This window comes from Streptomyces sp. BPTC-684 (assembly GCF_030028635.1).
Taxonomy (GTDB): domain Bacteria; phylum Actinomycetota; class Actinomycetes; order Streptomycetales; family Streptomycetaceae; genus Streptomyces; species Streptomyces noboritoensis.
In genome coordinates this window covers 1,973,543-1,994,091 of the sequence record NZ_CP124863.1, presented here as the reverse complement: position 1 = coordinate 1,994,091, position 20,549 = coordinate 1,973,543, and the positions used below count along the sequence as shown (strand labels likewise).

The 20,549-nt window shown below is 72.3% G+C and carries 18 protein-coding genes; 6 read left to right on the top strand and 12 right to left on the bottom strand.

All coding sequences use genetic code 11. The annotated features are described in order from the left end of the window. The first annotated feature begins 14 nt into the window (after positions 1-14). Positions 15-764: a SigE family RNA polymerase sigma factor gene (locus tag QIY60_RS08810; protein WP_283141908.1), complete on the top strand. Its 750-nt coding sequence runs from the start codon at positions 15-17 to the stop codon at positions 762-764. Positions 765-1,015: 251 nt separating this feature from the next. Here QIY60_RS08810 and QIY60_RS08805 read toward each other — a convergent pair whose 3' ends face one another. Continuing rightward, on the bottom strand, positions 1,016-1,726 hold the full coding sequence (locus tag QIY60_RS08805) for a uridine kinase (RefSeq protein ID WP_283141907.1): 711 nt from the start codon (positions 1,724-1,726) through the stop codon (positions 1,016-1,018). A 53-nt stretch (positions 1,727-1,779) separates the two neighbouring features. On the opposite strand from QIY60_RS08805, the gene QIY60_RS08800 reads away from it, so the two are divergent. Beyond that, positions 1,780-2,124 (top strand): hypothetical protein, encoded by a 345-nt coding sequence (locus QIY60_RS08800; protein WP_283141906.1) that lies wholly within the window; start codon positions 1,780-1,782, stop codon positions 2,122-2,124. A 188-nt stretch (positions 2,125-2,312) separates the two neighbouring features. Here the strand turns inward: QIY60_RS08800 and QIY60_RS08795 are convergent, their stop codons facing one another. Genes QIY60_RS08795 through deoC form a run of 3 tightly spaced genes read right to left on the bottom strand, consistent with a single transcriptional unit; the run spans position 2,313 to position 5,603 of the window. After that, a complete protein-coding gene (locus tag QIY60_RS08795; protein ID WP_283141905.1) occupies positions 2,313-3,212 on the bottom strand; it encodes an aldehyde dehydrogenase family protein in 900 nt (299 codons plus the stop codon). After that, positions 3,205-4,641: an aldehyde dehydrogenase family protein gene (locus tag QIY60_RS08790; RefSeq protein ID WP_283141904.1), complete on the bottom strand. Its 1,437-nt coding sequence runs from the start codon at positions 4,639-4,641 to the stop codon at positions 3,205-3,207. Before QIY60_RS08790 ends, QIY60_RS08795 begins: the two co-directional genes overlap by 8 nt. A gap of 5 nt (positions 4,642-4,646) precedes the next feature. Next, positions 4,647-5,603 carry a deoxyribose-phosphate aldolase gene (gene deoC, locus QIY60_RS08785; RefSeq protein WP_266988318.1) on the bottom strand — a complete coding sequence of 319 codons (957 nt, stop codon included), beginning with the start codon at positions 5,601-5,603 and terminating at the stop codon, positions 4,647-4,649. A 243-nt stretch (positions 5,604-5,846) separates the two neighbouring features. On the opposite strand from deoC, the gene QIY60_RS08780 reads away from it, so the two are divergent. Together QIY60_RS08780 and QIY60_RS08775 are read left to right on the top strand one after the other, a co-directional pair. Beyond that, entirely contained in the window at positions 5,847-7,292 is a 1,446-nt protein-coding gene (locus tag QIY60_RS08780) for a hypothetical protein (RefSeq protein WP_283141903.1), read from the top strand. A gap of 131 nt (positions 7,293-7,423) precedes the next feature. After that, positions 7,424-8,056, top strand: coding sequence for a PH domain-containing protein (locus QIY60_RS08775; RefSeq protein WP_283141902.1), 633 nt, complete (start codon positions 7,424-7,426; stop codon positions 8,054-8,056). Between the two features lie 46 nt (positions 8,057-8,102). On the opposite strand, the gene QIY60_RS08770 is transcribed toward QIY60_RS08775, so the two are convergent. The 4 genes from QIY60_RS08770 to QIY60_RS08755 form a co-directional block, all read right to left on the bottom strand. Further along, positions 8,103-9,149 carry a glycosyltransferase family 39 protein gene (locus tag QIY60_RS08770; RefSeq protein ID WP_283145866.1) on the bottom strand — a complete coding sequence of 349 codons (1,047 nt, stop codon included), beginning with the start codon at positions 9,147-9,149 and terminating at the stop codon, positions 8,103-8,105. A gap of 416 nt (positions 9,150-9,565) precedes the next feature. Next, positions 9,566-11,206 carry a phospho-sugar mutase gene (locus tag QIY60_RS08765; RefSeq protein WP_283145865.1) on the bottom strand — a complete coding sequence of 547 codons (1,641 nt, stop codon included), beginning with the start codon at positions 11,204-11,206 and terminating at the stop codon, positions 9,566-9,568. 43 nt (positions 11,207-11,249) lie between these two features. Then, positions 11,250-12,074, bottom strand: coding sequence for a purine-nucleoside phosphorylase (locus QIY60_RS08760; protein WP_283141901.1), 825 nt, complete (start codon positions 12,072-12,074; stop codon positions 11,250-11,252). A gap of 302 nt (positions 12,075-12,376) precedes the next feature. After that, the gene (locus QIY60_RS08755) at positions 12,377-12,814 is read right to left on the bottom strand and encodes a gamma-glutamylcyclotransferase (RefSeq protein ID WP_190094077.1); all 438 of its coding nucleotides are present in this window, start codon (positions 12,812-12,814) and stop codon (positions 12,377-12,379) included. Between the two features lie 152 nt (positions 12,815-12,966). Between QIY60_RS08755 and QIY60_RS08750 the strand changes: the two genes are divergently transcribed. Together QIY60_RS08750 and QIY60_RS08745 are read left to right on the top strand one after the other, a co-directional pair. Continuing rightward, positions 12,967-14,406, top strand: a complete 1,440-nt coding sequence (locus QIY60_RS08750; RefSeq protein WP_101389761.1) for an NAD(P)H-quinone dehydrogenase — start codon at positions 12,967-12,969, stop codon at positions 14,404-14,406. 143 nt (positions 14,407-14,549) lie between these two features. Continuing rightward, positions 14,550-15,506, top strand: coding sequence for a DeoR/GlpR family DNA-binding transcription regulator (locus tag QIY60_RS08745; RefSeq protein WP_283141900.1), 957 nt, complete (start codon positions 14,550-14,552; stop codon positions 15,504-15,506). 73 nt (positions 15,507-15,579) lie between these two features. Here QIY60_RS08745 and QIY60_RS08740 read toward each other — a convergent pair whose 3' ends face one another. The 4 genes from QIY60_RS08740 to QIY60_RS08725 form a co-directional block, all read right to left on the bottom strand. Then, positions 15,580-16,140: a TetR/AcrR family transcriptional regulator gene (locus QIY60_RS08740; RefSeq protein ID WP_283141899.1), complete on the bottom strand. Its 561-nt coding sequence runs from the start codon at positions 16,138-16,140 to the stop codon at positions 15,580-15,582. Positions 16,141-16,166: 26 nt separating this feature from the next. Further along, positions 16,167-17,186, bottom strand: a complete 1,020-nt coding sequence (locus tag QIY60_RS08735) for a hypothetical protein (protein ID WP_283141898.1) — start codon at positions 17,184-17,186, stop codon at positions 16,167-16,169. After that, positions 17,179-18,612, bottom strand: coding sequence for a hypothetical protein (locus tag QIY60_RS08730; RefSeq protein ID WP_283141897.1), 1,434 nt, complete (start codon positions 18,610-18,612; stop codon positions 17,179-17,181). The genes QIY60_RS08735 and QIY60_RS08730 overlap by 8 nt, the downstream gene beginning before the upstream one ends. 87 nt (positions 18,613-18,699) lie before the next feature. After that, complete coding sequence (locus QIY60_RS08725) at positions 18,700-20,454, bottom strand: biotin carboxylase N-terminal domain-containing protein (protein ID WP_283141896.1); 1,755 nt, start codon at positions 20,452-20,454, stop codon at positions 18,700-18,702. Between the last annotated feature and the right edge of the window lie 95 nt (positions 20,455-20,549).

The following is a 20,549-nucleotide window of genomic DNA, read 5'->3' as shown; positions in this document are numbered from 1 at the left end:
ACGGGGGGCGCGAGATGAACGCACTGCACAGCACCACCTCAAGCGCAGTTGTCACGCGTCTCCACGACGTCGTGCGGAGCGAGAAGTCCGGTGCCGTGAGCGGACGGGGGTGCGCTCGCGGCACCGGGCGTCAGCACCAGACGTACATGACGGTGCTCGACGCGGTGCCGGTCTCGCCCCTCAAGGGCGTGGGGGCCAGCGGGGATGCGGCGTACGGGGAGGCCACGGGGGAGCGCTCCGGGTCCGAGGCGGAGTTCACCGCCTATGTGCAGGAGCGCAGGGCCTCCCTGTACGCCACCGCCTACCACCTGACCGGCGACCGGTTCGAGGCCGAGGACCTGCTGCAGAGCGCGCTGTTCTCGACCTACCGGGCCTGGGACCGGATCAGCGACAAGGCCGCGGTCGGGGGCTACCTCCGCCGCACCATGACCAACCTCCACATCAGCGCGTGGCGCCGCCGCAAGCTGAACGAGTACCCGACCGAGGAGCTGCCGGAGACGGCGGGCGACACGGACGCGATGCGCGGCACGGAACTGCGCGCGGTGCTCTGGCAGGCGCTGGCGCGACTGCCCGAACTCCAGCGCACCATGCTGGTCCTGCGGTACTACGAGGGCCGTACGGACCCGGAGATCGCGGACATACTGGACATCAGTGTCGGCACGGTGAAGTCGAGCATCTGGCGGTCGCTCCGCCGGCTGCGCGAGGACGACGTCCTCGCCTTCGGCCGTGACGAGGAAGAGTCCTTCGGCGAGCTGGTGGCCTGAAGGTCCGGCCCGGCGGTGGCAGCCGCCGGGGTGCGGGGATCAGGGGGGAGCGTACGGGGGCCGGCGTCTCGGGGGATACGTCGGGCGTACGGGTAACGGGGGAACAGGGCGGGACCGACGGGGCTGGGGGGCCCACTCGGTCCCGCTTTTTCTTTGGCGGAGCCCCCTAGGGGCGCGGGGCTGTGACATTTGCGGCTCCGCCGCGTGGGCGCGACCGGCCCCCACCGGCCCGCAGACGCCTGACGACGCACTCAGACCTGGGCGGTCGGCGCTTCCTGTGACGCGCGGCAGCGTCCCGCGGCCGCCGCCGCGAGGCGGCCGAGCGCCTCCTCCTTGCCGCACGGGTGCGCACCCAGAGAAGCCTGCCGGGCCACGATCCCCCGCTCGGCCCGCATCAGCCGCCACCCCCGCCGCAACAGGAACGGCACGGACTTGCGCCCCTCCTTGAGGTCCCGCGCGAGCCGGCGCCGGAACGTGGTCGAGGGCCGCCCGCGCAGACAGAGCGCGTCGGCGAGCACGCCGTGCTCCCGCACCCGCGTCACGATGTCGGCCGCGAAGATCCCCTCCGCGACGAACAGCGGCGTGCGGTCGATGCCGAACAGGCTCGTCCCGGTCCGCGAGCTGGTGGCGATGTCGTACTCCGGTACGGCCGTACGCCCCGTACGGCACAGCTCGACGACGGCCGCCACGGCCGCGTCGGCGTCCCAGGACCGCGGGGAGTCCCAGTCGATGTCCTCCGAGCCGGGCACACGCGGCAGGGTCGGGTCGTCGCCCTCCTTGTAGAAGTCGTCCAGGCGCAGCACGGGCAGGCCTGTGCGGGCGGCGAGGGAGGACTTTCCGGAACCGGAGGGGCCCGTGAGGAGAACGACGCGGGTGGGGATGGCGTGTGCGGTCACGGGACACCAGTCTGAGGCATCCACCCGGGAGGTGGACCACTCGGGGAGCCCGTTGGTATCGAGCATCACACCTCAACTACGCTGCGTGCGCGCATCGATACGCAGGAGAGTGGAACGACATGGCACGAAACCAAGCCGGCGGGGCCCGTCGCGGCCGTGCACTGCTGCGCGCCGCGCTCACCGCGACCGCCGCGGGCGCGGCGCTGGCCGGGGCCACGGGCGCGGCCCAGGCGGCCCCGGGCGACCTGCCGGCCGGGCTGAGCAACAGCCTCGCCCCGGCCAAGACGCTAAGCCTCAACCCGCTCGCCAAGACGCCGGTGGACCCGTTGGGCAACGCGGTGGGCACCCAGATCGCGGACTTCAAGCCGATCTCGACGGCGATCGCCACGGCCCCCCTCCACGAGAGCGGCGCCCTCAAGGACTTCCCGGCGATCGGCACGGCCACCCGCCTACTCCCGGGCTGACCAAAAAACCGAACGGCGCCACAGGTGGGGGCCCGGGGCGCCGTTCGGGGTACTGATGCAACCCCCTAAGGGGCGCGGGGAACTGCGCGACCAGCCAGAGTCGGCCCGCAGACAAACACCGGGCCAAGCAGGGGCGCGGGGAACTGCGCGACCAGCCCCCACCGGCCCGCAGACAAACCCCGGGCGGCCTAGTAGGCGGAGCCAGACGCGCCGAGCGACCCCGTCGGATGCCAAACCGTCTTGGTCTCCAGGAACGCCGTCATCCGGTGCGTACCGGGGTCGGCGGACCAGTCGGCCGCACCGGGGCGCAGCACGCGCTTCAGGTTGTCCGCAGCGGCAACCTCCAGCTCGCGCGCGAGCTCCGCATCCGCCCCGGCCAAGTCGATCGCGTTGACATCCTGGTGCGCGGCCAGATGCGGCCCCATCTCCGAAGCCCTGCCGGACAGGATGTTGACCACACCCCCCGGCAGATCGGACGTGGCCAGCACCTCGCCCAGCGAAAGCGCGGGCAGCGGGGCCTTCTCCGAGGCGATCACCACGGCCGTGTTACCGGTCGCGATCACCGGCGCGATCACCGACACCAGCCCCAGGAAGGACGAGTCCTGAGGGGCGAGGACGGTCACGACACCCGTCGGCTCCGGCGTGGACAGGTTGAAGTACGGCCCCGCCACCGGGTTCGCACCGCCCACGATCTGGGCGATCTTGTCGGTCCACCCGGCGTACCAGACCCAGCGGTCGATCGCGGCGTCCACCACGGCGGCCGCCTTCGACTTGGACAGGCCCTCCGCGTCCGCCACTTCCCGTACGAACTGCTCCCGGCGCCCCTCCAGCATCTCGGCGACGCGGTAGAGGATCTGGCCCCGGTTGTACGCGGTCGCGCCCGACCAGCCGCCGAACGCCTTGCGGGCGGCGACGACCGCGTCACGCGCGTCCTTGCGGGAGGACAGGGGAGCGTTGGCCAGCCACTTGCCCTTGGAGTCCGACACCTCGTACACCCGGCCGCTCTCGGAACGCGGGAACTTCCCGCCCACGTACAGCTTGTAGGTCTTGAAGACGCTCAGACGCGTCGAAGAAGAAGACTCAGACATCGAGGTAGCCCTCCAGGCCGTGACGGCCGCCTTCGCGCCCGAAGCCCGACTCCTTGTAGCCGCCGAACGGCGAGGTCGGGTCGAACTTGTTGAACGTGTTGGCCCACACGACACCGGCCCGGAGCTTGTTGGCGACCGCGAGGATCCGCGAGCCCTTCTCCGTCCAGATGCCCGCCGACAGGCCGTACTGGCTGTTGTTGGCCTTGGCGACGGCCTCGTCCGGGGTACGGAACGACAGCACCGACAGGACCGGGCCGAAGATCTCGTCGCGGGCGATGGTGTGCGCCTGGGTGACGTTGGTGAACAGCGTCGGGGCGAACCAGTAGCCCGCGGACGGGAGCTCGCACTCCGGGGACCAGCGCTCGGCGCCCTCGGCCTCGCCGGTCTCGGCCAGCGCCGTGATGCGGGCGAGCTGCTCCGCCGAGTTGATCGCGCCGATGTCGGTGTTCTTGTCCAGCGGGTCGCCGAGGCGCAGCGTCGAAAGGCGGCGCTTCAGGCTGTCCAGCAGCTCGTCCTGGATCGACTCCTGGACCAGCAGGCGCGAGCCCGCGCAGCAGACCTGGCCCTGGTTGAAGAAGATGCCGTTGACGATGCCCTCGACGGCCTGGTCGATCGGGGCGTCGTCGAAGACGATGTTGGCGCCCTTGCCGCCCAGCTCCAGCGTGACCTTCTTGTCGGTGCCGGCGACGTGGCGGGCGATCTTCTTGCCCACGGCCGTCGAACCGGTGAAGGCGACCTTGTTGACGTCCGGGTGCTCGACGAGGGCCGCGCCCGCGTCGCCGTACCCGGTGAGGATGTTGACGACGCCCTTGGGCAGGCCCGCCTGGCGGCAGATGTCCGCGAAGAACAGGGCGGTCAGCGGGGTCGTCTCGGCGGGCTTGAGGACCACGGTGTTGCCGGTGGCCAGCGCCGGGGCGATCTTCCACGCCAGCATCAGCAGCGGGAAGTTCCACGGGATGACCTGACCGGCGACGCCCAGCGGCTTCGGGTTCGGCCCGTAGCCCGCGTGGTCGAGCTTGTCGGCCCAGCCCGCGTAGTAGAAGAAGTGCGCGGCGACCAGCGGGAGGTCCGCGTCGCGGGTCTCCTTGATCGGCTTGCCGTTGTCCAGCGTCTCCAGGACGGCCAGCTCGCGGCTGCGCTCCTGGATGATCCGGGCGATGCGGAAGAGGTACTTGGCGCGCTCGGAGCCCGGCAGCGCCGACCACTTCTCGAAGGCCTTGCGGGCGGCCTTCACGGCCCGGTCCACGTCCGCCTCGCCCGCCTGGGCGACCTCGGACAGGACCTCCTCCGACGACGGGCTGACGGTCTTGAAGACCTTGCCGTCGGCCGCGTCGACGAACTCGCCGTCGATGAACAGGCCGTACGAAGGCGCGATGTCGACGACGGAACGCGACTCGGGCGCCGGTGCGTACTCGAATACAGATGCCATGGTGATCAGTCCACCGTCACGTAGTCAGGGCCGGAGTAGCGGCCGGTCGCCAGCTTCTGACGCTGCATCAGCAGGTCGTTGAGCAGCGAGGAGGCGCCGAAGCGGAACCAGTGGTTGTCCAGCCAGTCCTCGCCCACGGTCTCGTTGACCAGGACCAGGAACTTGATGGCGTCCTTGGTCGAGCGGATGCCGCCGGCGGGCTTCACGCCGACCTGGACGCCGGTCTGGGCGCGGTAGTCGCGCACGGCCTCAAGCAGGACCAGGGTGTTGGGGGGCGTCGCGTTCACCGCGACCTTGCCGGTCGACGTCTTGATGAAGTCGGCGCCGCCCATCATGCCGAGCCAGGAGGCGCGGCGGATGTTGTCGTACGTGGAGAGCTCGCCGGTCTCGAAGATGACCTTGAGGCGGGCCTTGTCACCGCACTCGGCCTTCACGGCCGCGATCTCCTCGTACACCTTGAGGTAGTGACCGGCCAGGAACGCGCCCCGGTCGATCACCATGTCGATCTCGTCGGCGCCGGCGGCCACCGCGTCGCGCACGTCCGCGAGCTTGACCGGGAGGGCGGCGCGGCCCGCGGGGAAGGCGGTGGCGACGGACGCGACCTTCACGTCCGACCCCTTCAGGGCCTCCTTGGCGGTGGCCACCATGTCGGGGTAGACGCAGACGGCCGCGGTGGCCGGGGTGGTGCGGTCGAGCGGATCGGGGTGGACGGCCTTGGCGGCGAGCGCCCGGACCTTGCCCGGGGTGTCCGCGCCTTCGAGCGTCGTCAGGTCGATCATCGAGATGGCCAGGTCGATGGCGTACGCCTTGGCCGTCGTCTTGATCGAACGGGTGCCGAGGGACGCGGCGCGCGCTTCCAGGCCCACCGGATCGATGCCGGGGAGCCCGTGGAGGAAGCGGCGCAGAGCCGCGTCCGACGCGGTCGCGTCGGCGAGGGCAGCTGCGGGTGCATTGGTGGGCATGGTCACCAGATGAGCATATCTACGCGCGTAGCGTCCTGTACAGGGCCTCTGACCTGGGCTGCTTCGGAACGCAAGCCTCCGGTCCCTGTCACGCCGCTGTGACAAGGAGCGGACAGCTCCGGCGAACAAGATCACTAAATTCATTGATGCAGCCCGCCGAAAGCTCAACGGCCCCACCCGAACGAGAACACAGCGGCATGCGGCTCTTCCCTTCCTCCACCACTTGTCTCCCTGGGAGTCGTCATGCGTAACGCCCTCCGCACCGCCCTCGCCACCGCCGTCGTCGCCGGTGTCGCCCTCACCCCGGTCGTCACCGCGACCACCGCGCTCGCCGCGCCGTCCATCGGTTCCCAGGCGGCCCCGTCGACCGCCGACCGCTACTCGGGTTCGCCGGTCTACATCGGCAAGGGCTACGTGGCCGTGCTGCGCAACGTGGTCTCCGACGGCAGCCCCGAGGCGTGGATCCGCTCCGTGGGCCCGGACTGGAAGCCCGGCGACAACTACATGTTCAAGGTCATGGCCAAGCTGGACCGCGAGCACGCCGGCGCCACCGTCGACGGCATCAGCCTCCGTCTGGAGCGGGCCGACGGCGACCTGCCGCAGCTGGTCGTCTCCGGCGCGGGCAGCATCAACACCACGGTCTACTTCCCCGAGCGCCGCAACGACGTGGACGGCGTGCTCGTGCGGACGGTCCCGCTCAAGGGCGGCCTGACCGCGATGGTCTACCGCTACGGCGACCAGCACGTCTACTACGGGGCCACCATCCTCAAGGGCAAGGACAACGAGGAGATCGGCCACCTCACGGCGGGCGGCGGCCACGCCCTCAAGGACACCAAGGTCTTCGCGGGCATCCAGGTCACCCTCGACTTCCAGGGCAACGTCACCTCGGTCCAGGACCAGGGCAGCGACGGCCAGGGCCCGGTCACCCCGGTCGGCACGGACCTCGGCAAGCGCAAGCTGGCCGACGGCACGTACGGCGAGCTGTGGAAGAAGAGCGCGGGCTGGTACGTCCTGGAGCTCTCCACCAAGGACGGCAAGCCGCGCGGCTCCGTCACCGCGGGCGGCCCGAAGGGCTGGGCCGAGAACGGCGAGCAGGTCGGCGGCATGTGGGTCGGCCTCAACAACGCGGGCAAGGTGGGCTCCTGGCTCAACAAGTCGGGCGGCTTCGACGCGGGCGACATCGAGTACACCAAGGGCTGCACGGCCTACCGCACCAGCGGCACCCCGTTCGCCGGACTGAGCCTGCGGCTCTCCAACGGCCCCAAGGGCGCGGTCGCCGAGGTCCTGAACGCCAAGGACGGCTCCGTCTACGACACCCTGTCCACCGCCGACCGCGAGGGCGTCCTGGGCGGTGCCCGGGTCAAGGACCTGGAGCCGGGCCGGCCCACCTTCCAGATGCGCGTGCACGGCGGCCGGATCCCGTGGGACACCGTGAAGTTCCCGAAGAAGCCGGTCAAGTGCGCGACCACCCCGGGCGCCAAGACCGCCACCGGCACCGGCACCACCACCCAGACCGCCGCCACCGGCGTGCAGATCGTCCCCCAGGGCGCCGTCGCCGCCGGGGCCGAGGTCGAGGACGGCAAGGGCGGCAACACCGCGCTCGTCGCGGGCGGCGCGGGCCTGGCGTCCGTCGGCGTGGCCGGGCTCGGCTTCGCCGCCCTGCGCCGCCGGGTGGGTGCCCGCCGCTGACGTCCGTCACCCACCGGGGGTGCCGCCACGGCCGTGGCGGCACCCCCGTGTGCGTGGGCCGTACCCGGTCGGCCGGGCGCGTCCGCGCCCTCTCTCGGCCCCGCTCGAACACGTAGTGCACAATCGGCCCCATGACGAGCCCCACGCCGCCCGCCGAGCCCACCTACGCCGACCGCGTCTACCGCTCTCCCGGCGGTATCGCCGGAGGCGCGCTGCTGCTCGCGCTCGGGCTCTGGCTCGCCGGGGACGCGATCGTACGGGGGCACGGCAGCGCACCCTGGCTGGCCCTGGCCGGGCTGCTCTGCGCCGTGCCGCTGCTCTTCGCGTTCACGATCCGCCCGGCCGTGTTCGCGGGCGACGACCGGATGCGGATCCGCAACCCGTTCCGGACCATCACCCTGCCGTGGGCGGCGGTCGCGGACGTACGGGCCGGGTACTCCAGCGAGGTGTTCGACCAGAGCGGCACCAAGTACCAGCTGTGGTCGATCCCCGTCTCGCTGCGCCAGCGCAAGCGCGCCGCCCGCGCCCAGGTGCGCGACTCCGCGTCCGACCCGTCCGGCCGCACCTCGCCGACCGCCGGCGCCGACGAGAACTCCCGCCTCGCGCCCGCCGACCGCACCATCCGCGAGCTGCGCGAGCTGGCCGAGCGCAACGCCGGGCGCGAGGGCGCGCAGGGCGGGCCGAGCGTGCGCTGGGCCTACGAGGTCATCGCCCCGGCCGCCACGGGCGCGGTCCTGCTGATCGTGCTCCTCGCCATCGGCTGATACGCCGGTACGGGCTGATACGCCGGTACGGTACGGGGCCGCCGCGTCACGGCGCCCCCGGCCACACCAGCAGCATGTACGCGCCCAGCCACGCCGACGACAGCGCCGCCGCGCCCAGCATCAGCACGGCCACGTGGCGCCGCGCCCGGGCCAGCGCCACCGCGAGCGGCAGCAGCAGCGGGAAGCCGGGGAGCAGGAAGCGGGCGCGCGGGAAGTAGACGCCGCCGCTGCCCAGGACGACGATCAGCAGCACGCCCGAGAAGACCAGCAGCGCCGGCGGCTGCCGGTCGGCGAGGCAGAGCAGGAACAGCACGCCCGCCAGGATCAGCACGAGCGAGACGACCACCAGGAACAGCGCAGGGGAGCGGTCGTAGACCAGCAGGGTGCGCAGCTCGCGCAGGGTGTCGGCGCCGCCGTCCCACTCGTTGCGCCACAGCCGCTGGACCGCGAAGTAGCCGTCCCAGCGGCCGAGCCGGGCCCCGACCCAGGCGACGAACCCGAACCAGCCCAGCGGGGCGAGCAGCGCCCCGGTCAGCGGGCCCCGGACGGATCCGCCGCGCCACAGCGCCTCCAGGGCCGCCGCCACGACGGCCGCCGCGACCGCGATGCCCGTCGGCCGGGTCAGCCCCGCCAGCGCGGCCAGCACCCCGGCCGCCACCCAGCGGCCGGTCAGGACGCAGTACAGCGACCACGCGGCGAGCGCCGTGAACAGCGATTCGGTGTAGCCCATCCACTCCACGACGGCCACCGGCAGCGCGCCCCACAGGACCGCGAGGACGGTCCCGGCGCGCCGCCCGTACAGCCGGTCCCCGACCGCGAAGACCCCCCAGGCCGCGGCCGACGAGCAGAGCACCGCGACGACGAGCCCCACGCTCGCGCGCGAGCCGGGCGTGACGGCGGCGACGGCCTTGACCACGGCCGGGTAGAGCGGGAAGAACGCGAGGCTGTTGTGGTTGAACCGGGTGCCGAGCTCGTGGTCGTAGCCGTGGTCGGCGATGCCGAGGTACCAGTGGGAGTCCCAGGAGGTGGCGAGCGTCGTCCACACGCCGTGGTGCTGGAGGTGTGCCCACCTGGTGAGGACCGCGAGGCCCAGGAGCCGTACGGCTAGGTGGCCGAGGAGGGCGGGGGCGGCCCTGCCGAACCCTTCCCGTGCCCGGTCGCGTAGACGCGGACCGTCCCCGCCGTGCCCTTGCGGGCTGCGGGCTGCGGGGACGGCACGGCTGCCCGTACGGGCCTCCGGTGAGGTGATCGGGGGCACGGCGGTGCTCCTGGGCTCGGCGAGCGGTTCCGGGCCACCCTTTCTCGGATGATCCGGAAAGGGCGCGGGCGGCTGCGCCGGACGCCGTAGGGGGTTCACGCTTTCGGGGTGCCGGGCCCCGGGCGGGGAGCGTGATCACTTCGGCTGCGGACCGTGCTGGGTTGCGCGCGCAGTTCCCCGCGCCCCTTATGCATCAGGGGCGCGGGGAACTGCGCGACCAGCCACGGACGGCCCGCAGACGAACTCCGGGCTCAGATACCCGCGGCCGCAGCCAAGTCCCGCTTGATGCCCGCCAGCAGCTCCGTCGCCTTCTCGCGCGCCTCGCCCAGCGCGTCGCGCGACGTCACCGGGACCACCACCTCCAGGTAGCACTTGAGCTTGGGCTCGGTGCCGCTCGGGCGGACGATCACTCGGGCGCCTTCGAGGTAGTAGCGCAGACCGTCGGTCGGCGGGAGTTCCTCGGTGCCCTCGGTGAGGTCCTCGGCCTTGGTGACCGCCAGGCCCGCCAGCGCGGTCGGCGTCTTCTCGCGCAGGCGCCGCATCGCGTCGGAGATGACCGACAGGTCCTCGACCCGCACCGACAGCTGGTCGGTGGCGTGCAGCCCGTGCCGTACGGCCAGGTCGTCCAGGAGGTCCAGGAGCGTGCGCCCCTGCTCCTTCAGGACGGAGGCGAGCTCCGCGACGAGCAGGGCGGCGGTGATGCCGTCCTTGTCGCGTACGCCGTCGGGGTCGACGCAGTAGCCCAGCGCCTCCTCGTACCCGTACCGCAAGCCCTCCACGCGGGCGATCCACTTGAAGCCCGTCAGGGTCTCCTCGTAACCCAGACCGGCCGCCTCGGCGATCCGGCCGAGCAGCGAGGACGAGACGATCGACTCGGCGAAGACGCCGCTGACGCCCCGGTCGACCAGGTGCTGGGCGAGCAGCGAGCCGACCTCGTCGCCGCGCAGCATCCGCCAGCCGCCCTCCACCGACGCGTCCGGCACGGCGACCGCGCAGCGGTCCGCGTCCGGGTCGTTGGCGATGACGATGTCGGGGTTCACCGCGCGGGCCGCCTCGAAGGCGAGGTCCATCGCGCCCGGCTCCTCCGGGTTGGGGAACGCCACCGTCGGGAACGCGGGGTCCGGGTCGGCCTGCTCGGCCACCAGCGCCGGCGGCGGGAAGCCCGCCCGGGCGAAGGCCGCCGTCAGGACGTCCTTGCCGACGCCGTGCATGGCCGTGTAGACGACGCGGGCGGTGCGCGGGGACCCGGGGGTCAAGACCGCGTCCGTACGCGCCAGATAGGCCTCCAGGACCTCGTCGCCCAGCGTCTCCCAGCCGTCCTCGGGCCGCGGCACGTCGTTCAGCGAGGCGACCGCGGCGATCTCGGCGGCGATCTCGGCGTCGGCGGGCGGCACGATCTGCGAGCCGTCGCCGAGGTAGACCTTGTAGCCGTTGTCGCGCGGCGGGTTGTGGCTGGCGGTGACCTCGACGCCCGCGACGGCGCCCAGGTGCCTTATCGCGTACGCCAGGACGGGCGTCGGCAGCGGGCGCGGCAGCACGGTGGCCTTCAGGCCCGCGCCGGTCATCACGGCGGCCGTGTCGCGCGCGAAGTCGGCCGACTTGTACCGCGCGTCGTACCCGATGACGACCAGGCCGTCGCCCTGGCCCTTCGCCTTCAGGTACGCGGCGAGCCCGGCGGCCGCGCGGATGACGACCGCGCGGTTCATCCGCATCGGCCCGGCGCCCAGCTCGCCGCGCAGTCCGGCGGTGCCGAACTGGAGCGTGCCCGCGAACCGGGCGGCCAGCTCGTCGAGCTGCTCGTTGTCGATGAGCTTGGCCAGCTCCTCGCGCGTCTCGCCGTCCGGGTCCTCGGCCAGCCAGGCCTTGGCCCGCGCGATCAGGTCCTGCGTCAGGTCCTGCGTCACGTCGATGAATCCCTTCCGGGTCGGAACAGGGTCAGATGCGGTCGAGTACCCGGGTCAGCAGCGAGCCCATGCGCGCCGCCGAGTCACGGCCGGCCTGGAGCACCTCTTCGTGGTTGAGGGGCTCGCCGGTCAGACCCGCGGCCAGGTTGGTGACCAGGGAGATGCCCAGCACCTCGGCGCCGGCCTCGCGGGCCGCGATGGCCTCCAGGACGGTCGACATGCCGACGAGGTCGCCGCCGAGCACGCGGACCATGTTGATCTCGGCCGGGGTCTCGTAGTGCGGGCCGGGGAACTGGACGTACACGCCCTCTTCCAGGGACGGGTCGACTTCCTTGCACAGCGCGCGCAGCCGCGGCGAGTACAGGTCGGTCAGGTCCACGAAGTTGGCGCCGATGATCGGGGACGCGGCCGTCAGGTTGAGGTGGTCGCTGATCAGCACGGGCTGGCCCGGGCGCATGCCCTCGCGCAGACCGCCGCAGCCGTTGGTGAGCACGACGGTCTTGCAGCCGGCGGCGACGGCGGTGCGCACGCCGTGCGCGACGGCGGCGACGCCGCGGCCCTCGTAGTAGTGCGTACGGCCCAGGAAGACCAGCGCGCGCTTCTCGCCGATCCGGTACGAGCGGATCTTGCCGCCGTGGCCCTCGACGGCGGGCGGCGGGAAGCCGGGCAGCTCGGTGACCGGGAACTCGGCCTCGGGCTCACCGAGCGCGTCGACGGCCGGCGCCCAGCCGGAGCCCATCACGAGGGCGACGTCGTGGGTCTCGGCACCGGTCAGCTCGCGCAGGCGGGCGGCGGCGGCGTCGGCGGCGGCGTGGGGGTCGCCCTGGATGTTGTCCGGAATAACAGATGCGTTCACGCGACGAGGGTAACCGTTGGATTCCTACGCGCGTAGATGACTGGCGCACAAGGGTTGGATCGTTGTCTTGTCGTTTCCGACGACAGCGCGAAACGCGGGTTTGTCTGCGGACCGTGCTGGGCTGGTCGCGCAGTTCCCCGCGCCCCTAGGGGGTTGGGGTCGCCGGGGTCGCAGGGATCGCCCCGCAGGGGCGTATTTAGGGGCGCGGGGAACTGCGCGAGCAACCAGCGACGGTCCGCAGACAAACACCGGGCCGAGAAGGGGCGCGAGCAACCACGCACGGTCCGCAGTCGAACAAGGACTCAGCAGGGCCGCTTCCGCAGTTCCATGACGTAGTCATGTGGGGCCCCTGCCGACTCGGCGGCATCGGCGAGCTCGCCCAGATAACGCGCGGACGGCAGCCCGCCCTCGTACGCGTTCAGGACGTACACCCACGCCGGCTCCTCCCCGTCCAGCGTGTCCACCCGCACCCGCATACGGCGGTAGATGTCGAGGCCGACGCCCTCCCAGCGGTCCATGGAGTCCTCGTCGAGCGGCGCGATGTCGTACAGGGCGACGAACACCTGCGAGCGCGGGGCCTCCACGATCGTGGCGAGCGCGCCCTCCCAGCCCATCTGCTCCCCGCCGAACGTCAGCCGCCAGCCGTTGAGCCAGCCGGTGCCGCGCAGCGGGGAGTGCGGTGCGCGGCGCGTCATCAGCCGCGGATCCATGTTGCCGGCGTACGCGGCGTAGAGCGACATGGTGTCGAGGGTACGACAGCGGCCCACGGGTCCCCGCGCGAGAATGGCACACGGGTGTGACAGCCGGATGGCGCCCCGGGGGGCGAAGCATCTTGAAGCGTGCGGGACAATGAGCTACGTACTGCATTCCACAATGCGAGGCGGAACTTTTCGTGACCCGGATCGTGATCATCGGTGGCGGACCCGGCGGATACGAGGCGGCCCTGGTGGGCGCCCAACTCGGCGCGGAGGTGACCGTCGTCGACTGCGACGGTCTGGGCGGGGCGTCGGTGCTCACCGACTGCGTACCGTCGAAGACTCTGATCGCGACGGCCGAGGTGATGACCACCTTCGACTCTTCGTACGAGGAGTTGGGCATCCTGGTCGCCGACGACACTCCGCCCGAGGAGCAGTCCGCCCGTGTCGTGGGCGTCGACCTCGGCAAGGTGAACCGCCGTGTGAAGCGCCTCGCGCTCGCCCAGTCCCACGACATCACCGCCTCCGTCACCCGGGCCGGCGCCCGCGTGCTGCGCGGCCGCGGCAAGCTCGGCGGGCCGCAGGGCATCGACGGCACCCGGGACGTCATCGTCACGGCCGCCGACGGCAGCGAGGAGATCCTCACCGCCGACGCCGTCCTGATCGCCACCGGCGGGCACCCGCGCGAGATCCCGGACGCGCTGCCGGACGGCGAGCGGATCCTGAACTGGACCCAGGTGTACGACCTGGACGAGCTGCCCGAAGAGCTGATCGTGGTCGGCTCCGGCGTGACCGGCGCCGAGTTCGCCGGCGCGTACCAGGCGCTCGGCTCCAAGGTCACCCTCGTCTCGTCCCGCGACCGGGTGCTGCCCGGCGAGGACCCGGACGCGGCCGCCGTCCTGGAGGACGTCTTCCGCCGCCGCGGCATGAACGTCATGGCCCGCTCCCGCGCCCAGTCCGCCAAGCGCGTCGGCGACCGCGTCGAGGTCACGCTCTCCGACGGCCGCGTCATAAGCGGTACGCACTGCCTGATGGCGGTCGGCGCGATCCCCAACACCGCCGGGATGAACCTGGAGGAGTCCGGGGTCAAGCTCCTTGAGTCCGGCCACATCTGGACCGACAAGGTCTCGCGGACGAGCTCGCCGGGCGTGTACGCGGCCGGTGACGTCACCGGCATCTTCGCGCTCGCCTCGGTCGCGGCCATGCAGGGCCGCATCGCGATGTACCACTTCCTGGGCGACGCGGTGCAGCCGCTCAACCTCAAGACGGTCTCCTCCAACGTCTTCACCGACCCGGAGATCGCCACCGTCGGCTACTCGCAGGCCGACGTCGACGCGGGCAAGATCGAGGCCCGGGTCGTCAAGCTGCCGCTGCTGCGCAACCCGCGCGCCAAGATGCAGGGCATCCGGGACGGCTTCGTCAAGATCTTCTGCCGCCCCGGCACCGGGATCGTGGTCGGCGGCGTGGTCGTCTCGCCGCGTGCCTCGGAGCTGATCCACCCCATCTCGATCGCGGTCGACAACAACCTGACCGTCGAGCAGATCGCGAACGCGTTCACGGTCTACCCGTCCCTGTCGGGTTCGATCGCCGAGGTGGCGCGCCAGCTGCACACGCGCAAGAAGGCCGGAGAGGCGTAAACCGGCGCGCGGGAGCGGGTACGGCGCGGGACAAGGCGCCCGGGAGGGCGCCTATACCACTTCGTGGACACCTCTGTGCACACCTTCTGTTATTCGGCGCAAACTGCTGAAAACAATCGGCCGCTCAGGTTACTGTCAGTTTCGTGTTCGCTGCAGAACGTCGCCAATTGATCCTCGAAATGGTGCGCGCCAACGGGGCGGTATCGCTCCGGGAGCTCGCCCGCGTCGTCCAGACCTCCGAAGTGACCGTACGGCGAGACGTGCGGGCACTGGAGGCCGAAGGACTCCTCGACCGCCGGCACGGCGGTGCGGTACTGCCGGGCGGGTTCACGCGAGAGTCCGGCTTCCCGCAGAAATCCCATCTCGCGACCGCGGAGAAGACGGCCATCGCCGACCTCGCCGCGGGCCTCGTCGAAGAGGGCGAGGCCATCGTGGTCGGCGCGGGGACGACCACGCAGGAGCTGGCCCGCCGGCTCGCCCGCGTCCCCGGCCTCACGGTGGTCACCAACTCCCTGCTCGTCGCCCAGGCGCTCGCCCACGCCAACCGCGTGGAGGTCGTCATGACCGGGGGCACCCTGCGCGGCTCCAACTACGCGCTGGTGGGCAGCGGGGCCGAGCAGTCCCTCCAGGGGCTGCGGGTCTCGCGCGCCTTCCTCTCCGGGAGCGGACTGACCGCCGAGCGCGGCCTGTCCACGTCCAACATGCTCTCGGCGAGCGTGGACCGGGCCCTGGTCCAGGCGGCCGCCGAGGTGGTCGTCCTCGCCGACCACACCAAGCTCGGCACCGACACCATGTTCCAGACGGTGCCGACGGACGTGATCACCCGCCTGGTCACCGACGAGCCCCCCGGTCACGACGACCGGGCGGCCACCGAGCTCCAGGCCCTGGCCGACCAGGGCGTGCAGATCGCGGTGGCCGGGACCGGGGCCGGCGGTGAGGGCGTCCCGCCGGGGCGCCAGCCCCGCCGGGACGTGCCGCTCCCCGGCCAGCGGCGCAGCCATGTGCCGGGCGCGGGACCGCAGTTGCGCAGCGCGGCCGCGCTGGGTGACCAGCAGGGTCCCGGAGAGCGGGCGAGAGTGGCCGATCTGCGCCGCCGCTAGACGGTATTCGGCCAGGCGCCGCAGTCGTGGCGGCGGACGCCGCCGCGGTGGTCGGGGCCCGGCACGGCCTCGGTCACGGCTGCAGTCCGCGCAGGGTCAGGGCGAGCAGCCGGTCGGCCAACTCCGGGTCGTCCGGCGCCTGTTCGGCCGCCAGGGCGATCGCGTTGGTGAGCTGCAGCAGATCGCCGATGGTCACGTCCACGCGTACGGAACCGGCCAGCTGGGCCCGTTCCAGCAGGGCGCTGCCCGCCTCCCGCATCGGCACGCTGCACTGCGCCAGGGCCGAACTGTCGTCGTGCGAGGCCGACATGAGGGCGCGGGCCACCCCGCGGTACTCACCTGTATGGGTGATGATGGCGCGCAGCCACTCCACGAGCGCCGTGCACGGCTGTTCGGCGTCGAGCAACTCCCGGGAGCGCGCGAGGAGTACGTCCACCTCGCTCTGGAAGATCGCGTTCATCAGCGCGTGCCGGTTCGGGAAGTGCCGGTAGAGGGTGCCGATCCCGACGCCCGCGCGCTTGGCCACGTCTTCGAGCGAGGCGTCCGTCCCGTGCTCCGCGAACGCGCTCCTGGCCACGCCCAGGAGCCGCTCGTAGTTGCGGCGCGCGTCGGCACGCATGGGCCTCGTCGTCATACCCCAAGGATGCCCGACCCGCGCGCTCAGGGGGCGGCCCGGTACCGGTCCAGTGCGGACGCCCGCTCATGGAAGGGGATGCGCGAGAACCGCGACACCAAGGTCCACATCCGGCGCTCCTCGGCGAGCTCCTTGGGCAGCACGAGCCCCAGCGACTCGGCGAGCGGCTTGCGGCCCGCGTTCACCAGGGCGCGCACGGCCGCCGCCCACTCGTCCGTCGCGGCCACCGCCGCCCGGTACCAGAGCGGCACCAGGACCAGCAGACCCCCGGCCGCGGTCAGCAGCAGCGGCACGTCCGCGGCGGCCGCCGGGAGGGTGGCGAGCGCGAGGACCGCGACCGCGGTGTGCCCGGCGAGCAGCGCCACGAAGAAGTCGACGCTGGTGCGCGCCAGCTCGACCTGGCGGCAGAGCTTGTCGGGCGCGGCGCCGGTCAGCTCGTTCGACAGGAGCTGGGTGTCCAGGCAGTACCGGTTCTGCCCGTACTCCTCGAAGCGGCGGATCGCGTTGCCGAGCCGGGTCGGGGCGATCTGCGCCGGATCCACCGGGTACCGGCTCAGCCGCTCCTGGAGCAGCCCGCGTTGCGCCGAGGTCCGCCGCCGGTCCTTGCGGACGGCCCGGGCGAGGTGCGGATCGCTGCGTACGCGTACGAGATCGGCGGACGCGAGCGGGCCGAGCGCGGTCCCGTCGCGGGCGCGCCGCTCCAGACCGAGCAGCTGCGTCCGGTCGGCGAGCGCGCTGCGGGCGGCCCGCGCCCGCCGGCACCCCGCCTCGTAGGCGCGGGCGGGCCACAGCGCGTACCCCTCCAGGAGCCGGTAGAGGAGGTTCTGCAGCGCGTTGAGGACCAGGCCGCACAGCAGGGTCGCGGTCAGCAGCACCAGCATCGGCCCGGGCGCCGCGTCCGGCCACAGCCGCCGGGCGACGGCGGTCCGGCGCAGACTGGGCGCGACGGCGAGCGCGAGGACCCCGAGGTTGAGGGCGGTCGGCAGTATCCACCCCACGAGCAACGTCCAGGCGCCCCCGAGCACCCCCTTGGCGATGTCACCCAAGATCGTCTTCCCAGGAGTCGTCGTCGGGGTTGGTGGTGGGGCCGGGGGAGGTGTGGCGGGTGATGTCTCCGGTGCGGGCGGGGGCGCCGGGGGAGATGTTGCCGATGTGGATGCCGCCCTCGAAGACCCGGGACGACTCCTGTTGCGGCTCGCCGAGGCCGGGCGCGGACAGCCCCCGGTCGCGCAGGGTGGCGCGCAGGGCGTCGAGGACCAGCAGGTGCACGGTCCGTGAGATCCGCCTGGCCTCGGCGGCGGCCAGCGGCGGGAGGTCCGGCTCGGCGGCCAGTTCGCGTACGGAGGCGTGGGGGCCGCTCGGGGGACGGCCGCTCGGGGGCGACGACAGCCGCCGCACCCGCCGGAGCGGCCAGGCGGCCAGCTCGGCCGGGAGGGCCGCGGGGGCCGCCAGTGCCGTGCCCAGCGGGACGAGCCGGGCCCCGGGCAGGTCCGCCGCCGTGAACTCCCGGCGCACCGGCGGCAGGGCGCAGGTGACCTGCTGGACGAAGAGGATCGGGCCGTCCAGCCGGATCTGTACGAAGACGGTGGTCAGCCGGGAGCCGAGGCCGCGCGAGGCGATCCGCAGCCAGCGGGTGGAGCTGGGGAGCAGGCCGGGGAGCGGGTAGGACGGCGACCGGGGAGACACCTCCTCCTCCGGCAGGAGGAAGCACTCGTCGACCTGGGTGGTGAGACCGGGCACGGCCTCCACGGCCCGCGCAACGCGTTCCAGCGCGTCGGACACCTCGAACGTGGCGGTGGCGCCGCGCACTTCGACCGCCAGCGCCAGCGAGTCCAGTACCGGCCCCGATCCGAGGAACGGGGTCGGTTCCCGGTGGACCACCAGCGGTGACATCTGGTCCGCATGGAGGAGCGCCCTGATCACGTTGAAGCGATGGGGCTGCGCCCGGCCTCTGTACGCGGCCGAGTCGATGAACCGCAGACGCCTTCCGACCGCCGCCCGGTGCGCCCCGGCCACCGCGGCCATCAGTACGGGACCCCCGAACGCGGCGGTGACCTCCGGCCAGTCGGCGGTCCGGGCGGTCGCCACGGCGAGTGCCGCGGAGGCGACCAGCACCGAGCCGCCCAACACCCGCAGGGCGCCTGCCGTGACCCGGCCCGCCGGGCGACGCACCGGGCGCAGGGCCGCCGCGCCGAACAGGGCCGCGCACCCGGCCGCGTACAGCGCGAACAGCCAGCCCGCGAAGAGGAATCCGGCGATCCACAGGAGTGCCATCGGCGCGGCCCAGCGCAGCGCCGTCCTGCGGGCGTCCAGCGCCTCGGCGAGCACGGCGGCCGTGTCGACGTCGTACGACGGCGCGCTGTACCGCTCCTCGTGCTCGTACAGCTCGTTGATGACGGCGTCGCGGTACCGGGCGTCCAGATGGACTCCGGCCAGCAACTGCCAAGTGAGAGACGGTGGTTGCTCCGGCACGGCCGAAGCGTACCGCCGTACGCAGCGGCGAGGCCCCCGTCGGAGTGATCCGGCGGGGGCCTCAACTGCTCATGCCGCTAAGGGAGTTCAGTCCTTGATCTCGCAGATCAGTGCGCCGGAGGTGACGGACGCGCCGACTTCCGCGGACAGGCCCTTGATGGTGCCGGAGCGGTGGGCGTTGAGGGGCTGTTCCATCTTCATGGCTTCGAGGACGACGACGAGGTCGCCTTCCTGGACTTCCTGGCCCTCTTCGACGGCGACCTTGACGATCGTGCCCTGCATCGGGGACGCCAGCGAGTCGCCGGAGGCCGCCGAGCCCGCCTTCTTGGCGGCGCGGCGCTTGGGCTTGGCCCCGGCCGCCAGGCCGGTACGGGCCAGCGACATGCCGAGCGAGGAGGGCAGGGAGACTTCCAGGCGCTTGCCGCCGACCTCGACCACCACCGTCTCGCGACCCGGCTCCTCGTCCGTCTCGGCGTCGGCCGGGGCGGTGAAGGGCTTGATCTCGTTGACGAATGCGGTCTCGATCCAGCGGGTGTGGACGCGGAACGGGTCGGCGGTGAAGGCCGGGTCGACCACGACGGCCTGGTGGAAGGGGATGGCGGTGGCCATGCCTTCGACCTTGAACTCGGCCAGCGCGCGGGCGGCGCGCTGCAGGGCCTGTTCGCGGGTGGCGCCGGTGACGATCAGCTTGGCGAGGAGGGAGTCCCAGGCGGGGCCGATGACCGAGCCGGACTCAACCCCGGCGTCCAGGCGCACGCCCGGGCCGGTGGGCGGGGCGAAGGTGGTGACGGTGCCGGGGGCGGGCAGGAAGCCCCGGCCGGGGTCTTCGCCGTTGATGCGGAACTCGAAGGAATGCCCGCGGATCTCGGGGTCGCCGTAGCCCAGTTCCTCGCCGTCCGCGATGCGGAACATCTCGCGCACCAGGTCGATGCCGGTGACTTCTTCGGTGACGGGGTGTTCGACCTGGAGGCGGGTGTTGACCTCCAGGAAGGAGATGGTGCCGTCGGTGCCGACCAGGAACTCCACCGTGCCGGCGCCGACGTAGCCGGCTTCCTTGAGGATGGCCTTGGAGGCGGCGTACAGCTCCGCGTTCTGCGCCTCGCTCAGGAACGGGGCGGGGGCCTCCTCGACCAGCTTCTGGTGGCGGCGCTGCAGCGAGCAGTCGCGGGTGGAGACGACCACCACGTTGCCATGACTGTCGGCCAGGCACTGCGTCTCGACGTGGCGCGGCTGGTCCAGGTAGCGCTCCACGAAGCACTCACCGCGCCCGAACGCGGCCACCGCCTCACGCACGGCGGAGTCGTAGAGCTCGGGGACTTCCTCCAGGGTGCGGGCGACCTTGAGGCCGCGGCCGCCGCCGCCGAAGGCCGCCTTGATGGCGATCGGCAGACCGTGCTGCTCGGCGAAGGCGACGACCTCGCCGGCACCGGAGACCGGGTCCGGGGTGCCCGCGACCAGGGGGGCGCCGGCACGCTGGGCGATGTGGCGGGCGGCGACCTTGTCGCCCAGGTCGCGGATCGCCTGCGGCGGCGGGCCGATCCAGACCAGACCGGCATCCAGAACCGCCTGCGCGAACTCGGCGTTCTCGGACAGGAAGCCGTAACCCGGGTGGATCGCGTCCGCGCCCGAGTCGGCGGCCGCCTGCAGGACCTTGCCCATGTCCAGGTAACTGGTGGCCGGGGTGTCACCGCCCAGAGCGAACGCCTCGTCGGCCGCCCGGACATGCAGAGCATCCCGGTCCGGATCGGCGTAGACCGCTACGCTCCCGATCCCGGCATCCCGGCAAGCACGGGCGACACGGACAGCGATTTCGCCACGGTTGGCGATGAGCACCTTGCGCACGATGGCTCCCTCCTTGAAAAACAAGCTGAGTTTAGGGAAGCCGTACACCGGCCCACGACCCGTCCCCCGTGGTGAGCTTGCCCACACGGAGTGTG

Bases quoted from the DNA above. Each gene is read 5' to 3' on its own strand.
- QIY60_RS08810 (WP_283141908.1), top strand. From the start codon at position 15: ATGAACGCACTGCACAGCACCACCTCAAGCGCAGTTGTCACGCGTCTC.
- QIY60_RS08775 (WP_283141902.1), top strand. From the start codon at position 7,424: ATGACGAGCCCCACGCCGCCCGCCGAGCCCACCTACGCCGACCGCGTC.
- QIY60_RS08740 (WP_283141899.1), bottom strand. From the start codon at position 16,140: ATGACGACGAGGCCCATGCGTGCCGACGCGCGCCGCAACTACGAGCGG.
- deoC (WP_266988318.1), bottom strand. From the start codon at position 5,603: ATGCCCACCAATGCACCCGCAGCTGCCCTCGCCGACGCGACCGCGTCG.
- QIY60_RS08800 (WP_283141906.1), top strand. From the start codon at position 1,780: ATGGCACGAAACCAAGCCGGCGGGGCCCGTCGCGGCCGTGCACTGCTG.
- QIY60_RS08795 (WP_283141905.1), bottom strand. From the start codon at position 3,212: ATGTCTGAGTCTTCTTCTTCGACGCGTCTGAGCGTCTTCAAGACCTAC.
- QIY60_RS08790 (WP_283141904.1), bottom strand. From the start codon at position 4,641: ATGGCATCTGTATTCGAGTACGCACCGGCGCCCGAGTCGCGTTCCGTC.
- QIY60_RS08755 (WP_190094077.1), bottom strand. From the start codon at position 12,814: ATGTCGCTCTACGCCGCGTACGCCGGCAACATGGATCCGCGGCTGATG.
- QIY60_RS08780 (WP_283141903.1), top strand. From the start codon at position 5,847: ATGCGTAACGCCCTCCGCACCGCCCTCGCCACCGCCGTCGTCGCCGGT.
- QIY60_RS08805 (WP_283141907.1), bottom strand. From the start codon at position 1,726: ATGCTCGATACCAACGGGCTCCCCGAGTGGTCCACCTCCCGGGTGGAT.